12 protein-coding genes are annotated in these 13766 nt (G+C 55.2%); 10 read left to right on the top strand and 2 right to left on the bottom strand.

The window, feature by feature from the left end; all coding sequences use genetic code 11:
* The first annotated feature begins 55 nt into the window (after window positions 1–55).
* The 5 genes from PAT9B_RS05265 (at window position 56) to PAT9B_RS05245 (ending at window position 4953) form a co-directional block, all read left to right on the top strand.
* Window positions 56–403 (top strand): hypothetical protein, encoded by a 348-nt coding sequence (locus tag PAT9B_RS05265; protein ID WP_013508225.1) that lies wholly within the window; start codon window positions 56–58, stop codon window positions 401–403.
* A gap of 156 nt (window positions 404–559) precedes the next feature.
* Entirely contained in the window at window positions 560–2191 is a 1632-nt protein-coding gene (locus tag PAT9B_RS05260; RefSeq protein ID WP_223300461.1) for a transcription antiterminator, read from the top strand.
* Entirely contained in the window at window positions 2181–2654 is a 474-nt protein-coding gene (locus PAT9B_RS05255) for a PTS sugar transporter subunit IIA (RefSeq protein WP_013508223.1), read from the top strand. Before PAT9B_RS05260 ends, PAT9B_RS05255 begins: the two co-directional genes overlap by 11 nt.
* Window positions 2655–2676: 22 nt before the next feature.
* A complete protein-coding gene (locus PAT9B_RS05250) occupies window positions 2677–4089 on the top strand; it encodes a PTS fructose transporter subunit IIC (RefSeq protein ID WP_013508222.1) in 1413 nt (470 codons plus the stop codon).
* 3 nt (window positions 4090–4092) lie between these two features.
* Window positions 4093–4953 (top strand): ketose-bisphosphate aldolase, encoded by an 861-nt coding sequence (locus PAT9B_RS05245; RefSeq protein WP_013508221.1) that lies wholly within the window; start codon window positions 4093–4095, stop codon window positions 4951–4953.
* 39 nt (window positions 4954–4992) lie between these two features.
* On the opposite strand, the gene PAT9B_RS05240 is transcribed toward PAT9B_RS05245, so the two are convergent.
* Window positions 4993–5394 carry a nuclear transport factor 2 family protein gene (locus PAT9B_RS05240; protein ID WP_013508220.1) on the bottom strand — a complete coding sequence of 134 codons (402 nt, stop codon included), beginning with the start codon at window positions 5392–5394 and terminating at the stop codon, window positions 4993–4995.
* Window positions 5395–5561: 167 nt separating this feature from the next.
* Here PAT9B_RS05240 and PAT9B_RS05235 point away from each other — a divergent pair, with 167 nt between their 5' ends.
* From PAT9B_RS05235 to PAT9B_RS05220, 4 genes are read left to right on the top strand one after another with little or no spacing between them, the layout of a single operon-like run.
* Window positions 5562–6740, top strand: coding sequence for an ABC transporter substrate-binding protein (locus PAT9B_RS05235; protein ID WP_013508219.1), 1179 nt, complete (start codon window positions 5562–5564; stop codon window positions 6738–6740).
* An 8-nt stretch (window positions 6741–6748) separates the two neighbouring features.
* A complete protein-coding gene (locus tag PAT9B_RS05230) occupies window positions 6749–7615 on the top strand; it encodes a branched-chain amino acid ABC transporter permease (protein ID WP_223300460.1) in 867 nt (288 codons plus the stop codon).
* Window positions 7612–10080 (top strand): ATP-binding cassette domain-containing protein, encoded by a 2469-nt coding sequence (locus tag PAT9B_RS05225; protein ID WP_013508217.1) that lies wholly within the window; start codon window positions 7612–7614, stop codon window positions 10078–10080. Before PAT9B_RS05230 ends, PAT9B_RS05225 begins: the two co-directional genes overlap by 4 nt.
* Window positions 10077–11291 (top strand): amidohydrolase family protein, encoded by a 1215-nt coding sequence (locus PAT9B_RS05220; protein ID WP_013508216.1) that lies wholly within the window; start codon window positions 10077–10079, stop codon window positions 11289–11291. Before PAT9B_RS05225 ends, PAT9B_RS05220 begins: the two co-directional genes overlap by 4 nt.
* Before the next feature lie 76 nt (window positions 11292–11367).
* Here the strand turns inward: PAT9B_RS05220 and PAT9B_RS05215 are convergent, their stop codons facing one another.
* Window positions 11368–12054 (bottom strand): GntR family transcriptional regulator, encoded by a 687-nt coding sequence (locus PAT9B_RS05215; RefSeq protein ID WP_013508215.1) that lies wholly within the window; start codon window positions 12052–12054, stop codon window positions 11368–11370.
* Between the two features lie 228 nt (window positions 12055–12282).
* Between PAT9B_RS05215 and PAT9B_RS05210 the strand changes: the two genes are divergently transcribed.
* On the top strand, window positions 12283–13737 hold the full coding sequence (locus tag PAT9B_RS05210; RefSeq protein ID WP_013508214.1) for an MFS transporter: 1455 nt from the start codon (window positions 12283–12285) through the stop codon (window positions 13735–13737).
* Window positions 13738–13766: the final 29 nt, after the last annotated feature.

The following is a 13766-nucleotide window of genomic DNA, read 5'->3' as shown; positions in this document are numbered from 1 at the left end:
TTCAGGAGCCATGATGCATATTCCCTCTGGTGGTTAATTGACAAGGGCAAGGAAAATGAACAACTGGCCGGTGCTGGGTGCATTGCTATGCTGTTTGATTCTTATAGGTTGTAATAATAAAAAAATTACGGAAATGATAGTTCCGCACGTTATTAAGACGGCTGCATTAAGGGATAATAACGCTGAAACTCTGCGCATATTTCCGACAGCAGATAAAAGTGGCCGCGCGCTGAAACGTGTCGCAGAGTGGCGAGAACATGACGGTCTGAGCACCCTGATGCTTAATGAACATCCGTACCCACTCACCCCGTCGCTATCTCACCGCGGCGATGCACTGGAGGTGATTTTCAGTGTACCGGAAAACCTGTTTATCAGCCTGGAGGTACGCAACGCCAGCAGCTAGTTCCCCTTTCCGTAGCGGCGCGATTTATATTCTGTGAAGTAAATCCCAATTCTCATTCCCACCCCAATTATTTATGTGATCTCACCGGCAATTAATTCGCCATCATCCTTTGCCATCTACCGGTTAATGCCCTGACATTATTATCCTGATTTAACTGTGTTCATCATTTTGAACATATTCCGTTCATGTTTTGGTATTTCTCCCCTCCTGATTTCTGGCTATAACAACAACAGAGCCAGCACCGACATAAATTCTGCGCAGAGGATAACAATGACAGTGCTTAACAAAAGACAAATAGAGTTAGTTAACTTACTGGCACTGGAGAATAGCTGGCTGCCAATGACTCAGGTGGCAGAACAGCTAAATATTTCTATCAGTACCATCCGCCGCGATGTAGAAGTGATTAACCTTTATTACCTGGGGAATAATAAGGTCATCAGTAAACCGGGGCTGGGATTAAAATTAGACGTCAGCAGCACCCTTTCCGTACCACATGATACTAATGATGACGCCATGCTCGGCATTCTGAAAAGTAAACGGCTGATCAGCATGACTACGGACTTACTCTCCGATTCGCCGGACCCGTTATCCATCAGCGCGCTGGCGGAAAAATACTTTATCAGCCGGTCATCTATCGTTGAAGACCTAAAAAAGATTGAAGTCTGGATTGCAAAATTTTCCCTTGCCATCAGTAAAAACCATTCCGGCACCTTTATTTCAGGAACGGATTATAACATCAGAATGGCACTGAAAGAGATTATCACCCATAGCGTGTTGAGTAATTATCAGATGACCGATAGCCGTATCGACCGCTTTTCTCGGGTACAGCTTATCGCCGAATTTGGTCAGGAAAATGTCGCCAACTGCATGAACCTGATTGCCCTCATTGAGGAAGAATTACAGGGATCAATCAGTGAGCCTTATTACACCAATTTATTTTCTCATCTGTTGGTCACACTGCGTCGAAACTTACATCCGGGCAGGAACATGGCGGAGCAAACGTTCTTTATTCGTTACGACAATCGAGAGTGGCGTATTGCCGAAAATGCCATCCTCTGGCTGGAAAATGAATATCAAACTCGTTTTCCGGCTATCGAGGTTAATTATATCTACCAATATATTATTTCATCCGGCATGCACCCCGTCACCGTGGCAGAGACAGACAATAACCATCATGATTGCACCGCGATGGAGTATGCCGGTTTGCTGGTCAACCGACTCTCCGCTTCACTGGATATCGATTTCTCCCGTGATGCCGGATTAAAAAAAGCCTTGGCATCCCATATCAAACCGATGCTGAACCGGTTGGTTTACGGCATTGTTATCCACAATCCATTACTGGAAGAGATTCGCAACGAATTTAATCAGGTATTTACTGCGGTGAAGCAAACCGCATCCGCGATCCATCAGGAACAGCATCTCGCGCTGCCTTCTGATGACGAAATTGCCTGGCTGACCATCTATATTCAGAACGCGCTGGAAAAAACCAAAGCGAAAAAGCGGGTGATTCTGGTCTGCTCCAGCGGTATCGGCACCTCACAACTGTTGTCCAGCCGTATTAACCGTGCTTTTCCAGAGTGGGAGATTATCGATATTGTCCCCGGTGCCCGCCTCAAAAAGACGCTGCAAGGCCAGCCCTGCGATCTGATTATTTCTACCATCCGCTTAGACGATATTGAATTACCGGTCGCCTATGTTTCAGCACTCTTTTCCAGAAATGATATTGCGCGCGTAGTTGAATGCCTGGGAACCGATATAACCCGTAAGGAGAAATGTGATGCTCGATAAAATTGTGGTCGCGGATTTATTAAGTCGTTCCTGTGTGCTGACCGACCTGGTTGCTAAAGACAAACTCGAAGTGATTGAGAAAATGACAGATTGTCTTTACTCCGAACAGGTCATCACCAATAAGGCCGGTTTTATCAATGATGTATTGGCACGCGAAGAGTTGGGCTCCACTGGATTTGAAAACCAGATAGCCATTCCGCACGGAAAATCGCCTTGGGTGAAAGAAACCCGTATTGCGGTCGCTAAACTCAGCAAGCCTGTCGACTGGGAAACCATGGACAGTTCCGATGTAAAACTGGTTATTCTGTTCGCCGTCAAAGATGCTGACAGTGGCGCAGGTCATATCCGGGTGTTGGCTAAAATATCCATCGCCCTCGGGGATGATGATACCGTTGATAAACTGATTAACTCGCAAACCAAGGAGGAGCTTTATGATCTGATCGTCAATCATAGCGAAGAATAATAATTTCCATCAGGAGAGCATAATGAACATCATAGCCATTACCGCCTGCCCTACAGGCGTTGCTCACACCTATCTTGCCGAAGCGAATTTAAAAAAGAACGCCAAAAAGATGGGTGTCGATATCCTTGTCGAAACGCAAGGTGCGGTTGAAAGTGAATATATTCTGACATCGGATGATATTAAAAACGCCGACACGGTATTAATTGCGGCGGATAAAGTGATTGACCTTTCACGCTTCGGTGGCAAGAAGATTATCCGGGTGCCGGTCACCCGTGCAGCAAAGGATGCACAGGGATTATTGAATGATATTCTGTCAGGAAAAATAAAATCAGAGCTGCTTGAGTTAAAAAATAGCCGTAGCCAGAGTGAATCCGGGCAAACGGATCAAAGCCGCTCGTGGTTATCACAAATCTATGTCCACCTCATTACTGGCGTCAACCTGATGATCCCCTTTGTGGTCGCCGGGGGGATTTTAATTGCCCTGAGTTTTTCATTTGGTATTACCGCTGCCACGCCAGGCGATCCACATTTCAGTCCGCTGGCGAAGATGTTTTCTGATATCGGCGGCGGCGCGGCTTTTGCCCTGATGCTACCGATCCTTTCTCTGGGCATCAGTAAATCGATCAGCGGCAATTTGGGGATCGTCTCGGGGGCCGTCGGCGGGATGTTAGCCATTCACACCGGGTCTGGTTTTCTTGGCGCGCTACTGGCGGGTTTCCTCGCCGGTTACGTCACCCTCGCCATTGTGAAATATATCAACCTGCCCAAAGCGCTGGCTGGCCTGAAACCGATTCTGATCGTGCCGTTGCTGAGCGTGTTTATCACCGGCGCATTGATGATTTTCGTCGTCGGTGAGCCGATCAAGGTGTTACTCCAGGCACTGACGACCTTTCTGGAAAACCTCGGCAACACCAACGCCGCAATTATGGGACTGCTGATTGGCATGATGGTGGCGTTCGATATGGGCGGCCCATTAAATAAAACCGTCTGCATGTTTGCCATTGGCTTAATGTCCTCCGGCATTTATGAACCCATTGCTGCCTGTATGGCTGCCGGGATGGTCCCGCCGCTGGGCATCGCGTTGGCTACCCTGCTGTTCAAACAGAAATTCACCCATCAAGAGAGAGAAACCGGAAAAGTCACCTGGGTGCTGGGCCTGTCCTTTATCACTGAAGGGGCCATCCCCTACGCCGTGGCCGATCCGCTGCGGGTGATCCCGGCCATTGTTGCCGGTTCCGGTCTGGCGGGCGCGCTCTCCATGGCGCTGGGTTGTGGTTCCCGCGCTCCCCACGGTGGCATCTTCGTGATGTTTATCCCGAATGTCATCACCCATGTCGTGGCTTATGCCTGCGCTATCGCTGCGGGTGCCATTTTGACCGCGCTGATTCTCCGTTTTGTCAAAAAAGATTGTCAGGAACTTCCACAAGAGGGTTAAGTGATGTTGATGAATATGAAAGATTTACTCCAGGTTGCGCAGCAGAATAAGTTTGGCGTCGGTGCCTTCAATATTGCTTCCGCCGAATTTGCTCGCCTGGTGATTGAGGTCGCAGAAAAGCTGCAATCACCGGTGATTTTGGAGGTGCACCCGGACGAACATGAATTCGTCGGCGATGCGTTTATTGTCTATTTACGTGAACTGGCGAGTAATGCATCGGTCCCGGTAGTCATCCATCAGGATCACGGCCAATCGCTGGAGCAGGTCATGCGCGCCATCCGCACTGGCTATACCTCGGTGATGATCGATGCGTCCGCATTGCCGCTGGAGCAGAACATCGCCATCACCCGCAAAGTAACCGAAGTGGCGCACACGGTGAATGTGTCGGTGGAAGCCGAACTCGGCACCATCGGGGTGGCGCAGGGCAGCGCCGAAGGGGGACACAATGAAATCCTCTACACCGACCCCGCCCAGGCAGAACGTTTTGTTAAAGAGACCGGTGTCGATACCCTGGCAGTGGCGATCGGCACGTCGCATGGCCTTTATCCGCCGGGTATGCAGCCCAAACTGGATATTGATCGCCTGAAAGCGATCCAGCAACGCCTGTCAATTCCGCTGGTGCTGCATGGCGGTTCCGGTAATAAGGACAGCGAAGTGGCGGAGTCGATTCAGTATGGCGTCGGGAAAATCAATATCTCCAGCGATATGAAAAAAGCCTTCTTCGTGGCACTGGAAGAGTCGCTGAAATCGCCGAGTCATGAACCCAGCAGCCTGTTTATTCAGCCAATGGCATCCGCACGCGCGGTGGTGGAACACAAAATGAAGCTGTTTTCCTCGGTGGGCAAAGCGGAGCTTTATCATTAATCCTGAGCGGCGCGAACAATCGCGCCGCTACCCGTCATTTTACGCCTCGCGCCCAATCTCCGGTGCCAGAATCCATTCAGCGCTGTCGTTCCACACATCCATTTTCACGATCAACCCTTCGCGCACTTCATAACGATCCAGATAACGATTACCGGCAAAAGGTCGGCCATCCGGCCACTCGCCATACAAGGTGCCGTTGGAATACACCACTACGTGATCGCCCCGATCCATCCAGTCGAACTGCCCGACGGACTTCTTCACCCATTTATAACGCGCCCCGTTAAAGTCAGTGATGCCCTTCGTGGTGGGAAACTCACGTTTCCCGGTAAAGGTAATCGTTACCTGTGGGTGCATAAAGGTTGCGGCTAACACCGCATCCGGGGCCATTGAAGCCGCTAAAAACCCCTTCACCACCTCAACTGCCTGCTCAATCTCTGACATAACCCCTCCTGATGTGAATTTGCACAACGCTGGCGCATCAGCACCAAAATGGCGCAATTTTGCCGCTAACTTGCGGGATAAACCGCCTGTTTTTAAGCAATAACAAACTGGCACTGTAATTGCTAGAAATAAAAATATTATTGCTAGCAATCCACATGAGGTGAGTGATGTCCGAAAGATCGTTACTGAAAAACTGGCGGTTGTGCGCTACTGCCACCCTGATGACCATGATGTCCGCGAGCGTGCTGGCCGCAGATCCGATCAAAGTCGGCCTGGTCACGGCATTGTCGGGGCAATCGGCTAAATCGGGCGAAGCACTGACCCGTGGGCTGACCATCGCCATCAACGAGATCAATGCGGCGGGCGGCGTTAAAGGTCATCCGCTGGAGCTGGTGCGACGTGATGATGAAAGCAACCCGGGCAAAGGGATGCTGGCAGCACGTGAATTGATCCAGCGCGAAAAAGTCGCCGTGCTGTTCGGTGGGCTGGATACCCCGGTCTCGCTGGCGATCGTACCGCTGGCGAATCAGTTGAAAACACCGTTTGTCGGCTTATGGGCCGCAGGCACTGGCATCACCCACAACGGCGCGAAAGAGAACTACGTGTTCCGCGTCTCCGCCGTGGATGAGCTGGTGGATGAAGCGCTGGTGGAATACGCCAGCGAGAAGAAAGGCATGAAAAAGGCTGGCATGATCCTGGTGAATAACCCGTGGGGGGAATCGAACGAGAAAGGTTTCCGCGCCGCATTGCAGAAAAACAACATCCCGGTCGCCGGGGTTGAACGTATCGAAGACAGTGATGTGGACCTGGTGCCACAACTGACCCGTCTGAAAAATGACGGTGCCGACACGCTGTTGATGGTCGGCAACGTTGGTCCTTCGGCGCAGGTAGTGAAGTCGCTGCATAAGATGAACTGGCAGGTGCCGGTGGTTTCGCACTGGGGGCCTGCTGGTGGACGCTTCAGCGAGTTGGCCGGTCCGGGTGCCGATCAGGTGACCTTTATCCAAACCTTTGTCTTTACCGACCACAACTCGGCCAAAGGCAATCAGGTAATGGATGAACTGAAAAAACAGTATCCACAAATCAAAGGGCTGGCAGATGTCACACCTGCGGTAGGGATCGCTAACGCCTACGATGCCATGCACCTGACCGCGCTGGCGCTGAACAACGCCACCAGCCTCAATGGCACTGACATTCGCAACGGTTTCTACGCCATCAAGGAATATGACGGCCTGATCAAACACTACCAACAACCGTTCACGGTGCAGCAACACGATGCGCTGGGACCAAAAGACTATGTGTTTGCCCGGTTTGAAGGCGAGCAGATCCTGCCAGTTAGCCCGTAAGGAGAAGGATGATGTGGAGTACCGCTCTGTCCACCGGACTTAGCCTCGGCAGCATGTACGCCCTGCTGGCACTCGGCTTTCATATTACCTGGATTGTGTCCCGTACCCTGAACTTCGCGCAGGGCAGTGCCATGATGGTGGGCGCAACCCTCGGTTACAGTCTGTACGTGACCTTCGGTTGGCCATTGTGGCTGGCCTTGCCCGCCACCCTGCTGTGCTGTGCGCTGTATGGCGTGGTGATTGAGCGGCTGCTGGTGCGGCCGTTCGTGGCGCGCAATTCGGAGGCCTGGCTGATGGCGACGGTGGCAGGCGGGATCCTCGTCGATAACCTGGCGATGTTTACCTTTGGCAAAGAGCCACGCCAGTTCCCGGTAACCGACGTCACCTTTACGCTGTTTGGCAGCTCATGGTCGCTGATCAACCTGCTGATCCCCCTCACTGGCGTGGTGATGGTGGTGGCGCTGACCTTGATCCGCCGTTACAGCCGCATCGGCAAAGTGCTGGAAGCCACGGTCCAGAACCCGCGTGCCGCACAGTTAATGGGCATTCGGGTGAATACCGTGGTGGCGGTGGCGTTCGCCCTCTCTACCGTGTTTGCCGCGCTGGCTGGCCTGCTGATCGCTCCACTGTTCAGCATTCAAAGCGATATGGGCACCTTGTTTGGTCTGAAAGCCTTCGCAGTGGCGATCCTCGGCGGCCTGGCCAGCAGCAGCGGTATCTGGGTTGCCGGGTTACTGTTTGGTCTCAGCGAAGCACTGGTCACGCTGTGGTTTGGCTCGGCCTTCACGCAAATCTTCACCTTCTCGCTGGTGATTCTGGCACTGGCGCTGCGCCCGAACGGATTGTTTGGGCAAAAATTAAGGGTCAAAGTATGATCAAAACCCTCCCTCTTGCCGCGCTGGCGCTGATCAGCCTGCTGCTGCCTTTCGTGCTGGGCAGCTACGCGCTGCTGGTGTTTTCCCTGTTTGCCCTCGCCGTCACCACGGTGGTCGGACTGAATATCCTGCTGGGACTGAGCGGACAAATCTCCTTCGGCCACATCGCCTTCTACGCGCTCGGTGCCTATATTTCGGCGGCGTTAACCATGAATGGCGTGCCGCTGGGTGTCGCCATGTTGCTGGCAATGGTCGTGTGCGGGGTGATCGGCGGTTTGCTGGCAATCCCGGCGCTGCGCGTCAGCGGCCCGTTTCTGGCCATGATTACCATCGCCTTTGCGCTGGTGGTGCGCCATGTGTTGATTGAATGGCGTGATGTGACGGGCGGATCGAATGGGTTGATGGGCATCCCGATGCCCGACTTTGGCCCGCTTGATGCCAATATCGGACTCGCCCTGTGCTGCGCCGTACTGATGCTGGCCGCGCTGGCACTGTTTGCGCGGTTACAAGGCAGCCAGTGGGGACTGGCGATGCGTGCCGTCAAGGCCAGTGAGATTGCCGCCCGTTCGCTGGGTTTCAACCCGGTGGTCAGCAAAACGCTGGCGTTCGCGCTCTCCGCCATGCTCGCCAGCGCCGCTGGCAGCTTCGTTGCGCCGCTGATGATGTTTATCAACCCGGATTCTTTCCCGTTCGCGCAGTCGATCCTGTTTGTGCTGGCCGTAGTGGTCGGCGGCAGCGGCACTCTCTTCGGGCCACTCTTGGGCGCGTTGTTGATTGTGGTGCTGCCGGAACTGCTCTCCTCGTTCGCGGAATATCGTCTGCTGATTTTTGCCATGCTGCTGCTTAGCGTGCTGTGGCTGGCACCGCGTGGCCTGCTCGGTACGCTGGCGCGCTGGCTGGCAAAACCCGCTGCGCAATTCGCTCCCGCGATACCCGACGAAGCCCTGCTACAACGCCACTTTCAGCTTGCGGGTAATGATGTACTGCATGTCGAGGGGATCGGCATCCGCTTTGGCGGCGTGCAGGCGGCTAAAGATGTCAGTTTCAAAGTCCGTGCTGGCGAGATCCTTGGCCTGATGGGGCCGAACGGTGCCGGTAAAACCACGGTACTGAATATGATCAGCGGCTTTTATCGTGCCGACAGCGGCAGCATTCGTCTGCAACAAGAACTGCGCGGCCAGCCCGCCTGGCGCGTCGCACGAGCCGGCATCGCCCGGACCTATCAAACCACCCAACTGTTCAGCGGCATGAGCGTGCTGGAAAACCTGCTGGTAGCGCAGCAGCGTGGCCGCCAGGGGCTGCCGTGGCGTCATCCCGCACAGCAACAACGGGCAGTCGCCATGGCACTGCTGGCGCTGGTGGGGTATCGCGGATCGGTGCACATCCCGGCGGAAGATCTGCCGCATGTGGATCGTCGGCTGGTGGAGATTGCGCGCGCACTGGCGCTCGATCCCGCCCTGCTGCTGCTGGATGAACCGGCTGCCGGATTGAGTCGGGAAGAGACGGATGCGCTGATCCCGCTGTTGCGCCGCCTGGCGAAATTTGGTCTGGCGGTGATCGTGGTTGAACACGATATGGCGCTGGTGATGGCAGTCAGCGATCGCCTGCAAGTACTGGATGCCGGTAAGCCGCTGGCGCAGGGTAGCCCGGCAGAGGTGCAACGTAATCCGGCGGTGATTGCCGCCTATCTCGGCGGTACCGAATATCGCGGCAAACCGCGCGTGATGCCGTTGCGCAGCAGCGGTGAGCCGGGGCTGGTGGTGGATAAACTGACGCTCGATTATGGCGCTGCGCCGGTGGTGCGCAATGTCAGCTTCACCGTCAATCCGGGCGAAACCGTGGCGATTCTCGGGGCCAACGGGGCCGGAAAATCCACTATTCTGCAAACGCTGGCGGGGCTGCATCCGGCGCGCAGTGGCGCTATTTATCTGCACGATCATTCGATCAAAGAACTCAACGCCGCGCAAATCGCCGCACGCGGTCTGGCGCTGGTGCCGGAAGGCCGCCAGTTGTTCCCGCAGATGACCGTGCTGGATAACCTGTTGATCGGCCAATATGCCTGTAGCGAACGCCTCGATCCACAGGCGGAAGTCGAGGCGATCCTGCGGCGCTTCCCACGCCTGCGCGATCGTCTGCACAGCCAGGCGGGGCTGCTCTCGGGTGGCGAACAACAGATGGTGGCGATTGGCCGTGGGCTGATGTCACGCCCCTCGATTCTGCTACTGGATGAACCCAGCCTTGGTCTGTCGCCAGCAATGATTGGCGAGCTGTATGACGCGCTGGCGGGGTTACGTAACGAAGGCGTCACCTTGCTGCTGGTGGATCAGATGGCGAACCTCGCCCTGACCATTGCCGACCGGGCGCTGGTGCTGGAATCGGGTGAAGTGGTAAAAGCCGGACGTGCGCAGGATCTGCTGGCGCAAGCCGATCTGGCGGAAGCGTGGTTGGGAGCAGGCAACGCATGAAACGACTGACTATCATCAATGCCCGGTTGCCGGGCGCAGAAGCGCTGCAAACGCTGTATATCGCTGGCGAACATTTTGTGGCTGCGCATGACGAACCAGCAGAAACCTTGGATCTGGCCGGGGCGCTGGTGCTGCCCGGCCTGCTGGAAACCCATATCCACCTCGATAAAGCCTGCATCATCGATCGTTGCCGCCAGCAGGAAGGGACGCTGGCGGAAGCGATACGTGAAACCGCGCGTGCCAAAGCCGATTTCAGTGAAGAGGATGTCTATCAACGTGGTGCCCGCGTGCTGGAGCAAGCGATTGTCCAGGGCACTACGCGCATGCGTACCCATATTGAGATCGATCCGGTGATTGGCCTGACCGGTTTTCGCGCCATCCGCCGTTTACAGGCGGATTACGCCTGGGCGCTCGACCTGCAACTTTGTGTATTTCCACAGGAAGGGATGCTGAATAATCCGGGCACCGAGACGTTACTGTGCGAAGCGCTGGCATCAGGCGCGGACCTGCTGGGCGGCTGTCCGTATACCGACAGCGATCCGATCGGGCAGATCCAGCGGCTGTTTGCCTTAGCGCAACGCTATGATGTCGATCTCGATTTCCACCTGGATTTCGATCTGTCACCGGAAAATCGGCTGATTGATTGCGTGATTGCAGAGACACAACGCGCTAACTGGGGCGGTCGCGTAACCGTCGGACACGTCACCAAATTATCGATTCTCGATATCGAGCCGCTGCGGGTATTAGGTCAGCAACTGGCCGCTGCCGGGGTGCAGGTCACCGCCCTGCCCGCTACCGACCTGTTTCTCACCGCCCGCGATCGCTTCGCCCTGCAACCGCGCGGCGTTGCGCCGCTGGATGAGCTGGATCGCTGTGGTGTGGTGTGTTCCCTCTCCACCAACAATATCGCCAATCCGTTCACCCCGTTTGGCGACGCCTCACTGGTGCGTCAGGCCAACCTGTTTGCCAACGTGCGTCAACTGGGAACTCAGGGGGATTTGTGGCGTTGCCTGAGCTGGATCTCCAGCCAGTCGGCGAAGTTATTACGCCTGAACGATTACGGTCTGACGCCAGGCTGCCTGGCCGATATGGTGATATTTGATGTGGCACGCGCCGAGCAGATTGTGGCGCAGATTACCCCGCCGCTGGCGGGGTTTAAACGCGGACGGCAAACCTTCAGCCGCCCACAGGCCGTACTCAATAGACCTTAACGGGTATGCGCCGCCTCTCCTTCTCCCGCTTGCGGGAGAAGGTCGGGATGAGGGCGACTGACCGCACTAATCCCGTTTACAACAATGCCTGGCTCAGCGACAGCTCCTCGGACACCACTTCGGTTAAATCCAGCTCCGCTTCCAGTTCATCCAGATGTGCCAGCATAATTTGCTGTGCTGCTTCGGTGTTGCCCGCCTTGAGCGCGGTGAGGATGGCCCCATGCTCGGCGCACTGGCATGATGGCACATCATTGCGCTGATATAACGCGACAATCAACGAGCTGCGCACCATCAGGTTTGACAGAATTTCACTCAATACTTTGTTGCCGCTGACTTTTGCCAGCAACAGGTGAAAGGCACTCAATTCCCGCACGATATCGCGACGGTCCTGCTGCCCGGTGGCGGCATGTTCCGCCTTTTGCTGCGACTCAATCTCAGCGGCAAACTGTGCCATCTGCACAGGCGTAATAGACGCCACAATCGCACTCTCAATCGCCCGCCGCGCGATAAAAATCTCACGCGCTTCCTGCGCTTCGGGATGGGCCACCATCGCCCCGATATTGGGTTCGATCGTCACGATATGCTGCAACGCCAGACGTTGCAGCGCCGCCTGCACATGGTTGCGGTTGGCTTGCAGCGCCTCGACAATCTGCGCCTCGACCAGGCGTCTGCCAGGCTTTAGACGATGCTGCGCGATGGCGAGAGAGAGCGCATCAACAATACGCTGCACTTCACGCTGCTTCGCGGTGGCGACCTGACTCATTCTGACCTCTTCCGGGGGTGTTAATGCTGCGATATTAACATCTCAAGGGGCGCTTGCTGAACTGGTTGTGAGGGAAATTGCGTGAAGGGAATTGTTGTCGAATATCAATATTTAGCTAACAAATATGATACGGGTATTCATTCGTGTTTTATTTTTTTGGTATAACAACTTTACAAACCTATCACACCTCTCCCAACTGATTGGGCGTTGTTATGCTAAGGGCACCGCATGGCTTTATCTGATACACCCGGGGAAAACGTTTCCCGTTCGGGTTCGGGCCGCATTTCCGGCGTGGCGTTACTGGTTGCCTGCGCTTTTTTTATGGAATTCCTGGATGGCACAGTGATCGCCACTGCGCTGCCGGATATGGCCAAAGCCTTTGGCGTATCCGCTATCGATTTGAACATCGGGATCAGTGCCTACCTGCTGACACTGGCCGTGCTCATCCCGGCCAATGGCTGGGTAGCGGAACGCTTTGGTGCGCGCAATGTCTTCAGCCTCGCGTTAACCATTTTCACCCTTTCATCACTGTTCTGCGGCCTGACGCACAACGTCACCGAATTCGTGCTGATGCGTATCGTACAGGGGATTGGAGGTGCCATGATGGTACCTGTTGGACGCCTGGTTGTGCTGCGCACCACGCCCAAAGATCAGCTGATCAAAGCCATCGCCACCCTGACGTGGCCCGCGCTGGTCGCCCCGATCATCGGGCCACCGCTGGGCGGATTTATCACCACCTACGCCAGTTGGCACTGGATCTTTTTCCTCAACGTGCCGCTGGGCATTATCGCCATCATACTGGCGCTGCGCATGATGCCGAATGACTCGGCTCATCAGCATCGCCCCTTTGATGTCACCGGTTTTATCGCAACCGGTATCACCATGCTGTGCCTGGTGGCAGGCCTGGAGATGTTGAGTCAGCAAAGTGCCAGCCTGACCGGTGCAGCAGTGACGATTGCGTTGGGACTGGCAGCGCTGGTGTGGAGCATTCGCCATCTGAGTCGCAGCAAAACACCGCTGATTAGCCTGACATCGCTTGCGGTGCCCTCTTTTCGCATCACCATGCGCGGCGGTTTTCTGCTGCGCGCCACCATCAGCTCCGCCCCTTTTATGCTGCCGCTGATGTTCCAGGTCGGCTTCGGTATGAACGCTTTTCAAGCCGGTTCGCTGGTGCTGGCGGTCTTTGCCGGTAACCTGGCGATGAAACCCGCTACTACGCCGCTGATCCGCTATTTTGGCTTTCGTAAGCTGCTGATTGGTAACGGTGTGGTATGCGTGTTGACGCTATTGCTATGCGCGTTTCTGACGCCGACATCGCCGCATGTGATTACGCTGGTGCTGCTGTTTCTGGGCGGTTTGAGCCGGTCGATGCAGTTTACCGGGATCAGTTCGCTGGCGTTTGCCGAGGTGCCAGCCCAGGAGATGAGTTCGGCGAATACGTTGTTTAGTACCTCGCTGCAACTGGCGAGTGGGCTGGGGGTGACGCTGGGGGCGTTGTGTATTCGGTTGGGGACGGTGCTGGGGGATGAGTTTGGTTACGCGGCCGTGCCGGGAGTGGGGTTTAAGGTGGGGTTTGGGGTGATCGCCCTGATTACGCTGGTTGGGGTGTGGGATATGGTGAGGTTGGAGGATGGGGCTGGGAGGAGTGTTTCGGCCCCTACAGGATTGAAAAATAAGGCGTAGTTTGATGATTTATTGGGGGTAAATTCTGA

The sequence above is a fragment of the Pantoea sp. At-9b genome, from assembly GCF_000175935.2.
Lineage (GTDB): Bacteria > Pseudomonadota > Gammaproteobacteria > Enterobacterales > Enterobacteriaceae > Pantoea.
The sequence above is the reverse complement of the archived record's forward strand: the minus strand, read 5'-3'. Positions and strand labels throughout refer to the sequence as shown.

Excerpts from the sequence above, each read along its gene's own strand:
- PAT9B_RS05265 (WP_013508225.1), top strand. The coding sequence starts at position 56 with ATGAACAACTGGCCGGTGCTGGGTGCATTGCTATGCTGTTTGATTCTT.
- PAT9B_RS05255 (WP_013508223.1), top strand. The coding sequence starts at position 2,181 with ATGCTCGATAAAATTGTGGTCGCGGATTTATTAAGTCGTTCCTGTGTG.
- PAT9B_RS05250 (WP_013508222.1), top strand. The coding sequence starts at position 2,677 with ATGAACATCATAGCCATTACCGCCTGCCCTACAGGCGTTGCTCACACC.
- PAT9B_RS05245 (WP_013508221.1), top strand. The coding sequence starts at position 4,093 with ATGTTGATGAATATGAAAGATTTACTCCAGGTTGCGCAGCAGAATAAG.
- PAT9B_RS05240 (WP_013508220.1), bottom strand. The coding sequence starts at position 5,394 with ATGTCAGAGATTGAGCAGGCAGTTGAGGTGGTGAAGGGGTTTTTAGCG.
- PAT9B_RS05235 (WP_013508219.1), top strand. The coding sequence starts at position 5,562 with ATGTCCGAAAGATCGTTACTGAAAAACTGGCGGTTGTGCGCTACTGCC.
- PAT9B_RS05230 (WP_223300460.1), top strand. The coding sequence starts at position 6,749 with ATGATGTGGAGTACCGCTCTGTCCACCGGACTTAGCCTCGGCAGCATG.
- PAT9B_RS05225 (WP_013508217.1), top strand. The coding sequence starts at position 7,612 with ATGATCAAAACCCTCCCTCTTGCCGCGCTGGCGCTGATCAGCCTGCTG.
- PAT9B_RS05220 (WP_013508216.1), top strand. The coding sequence starts at position 10,077 with ATGAAACGACTGACTATCATCAATGCCCGGTTGCCGGGCGCAGAAGCG.
- PAT9B_RS05215 (WP_013508215.1), bottom strand. The coding sequence starts at position 12,054 with ATGAGTCAGGTCGCCACCGCGAAGCAGCGTGAAGTGCAGCGTATTGTT.
- PAT9B_RS05210 (WP_013508214.1), top strand. The coding sequence starts at position 12,283 with ATGGCTTTATCTGATACACCCGGGGAAAACGTTTCCCGTTCGGGTTCG.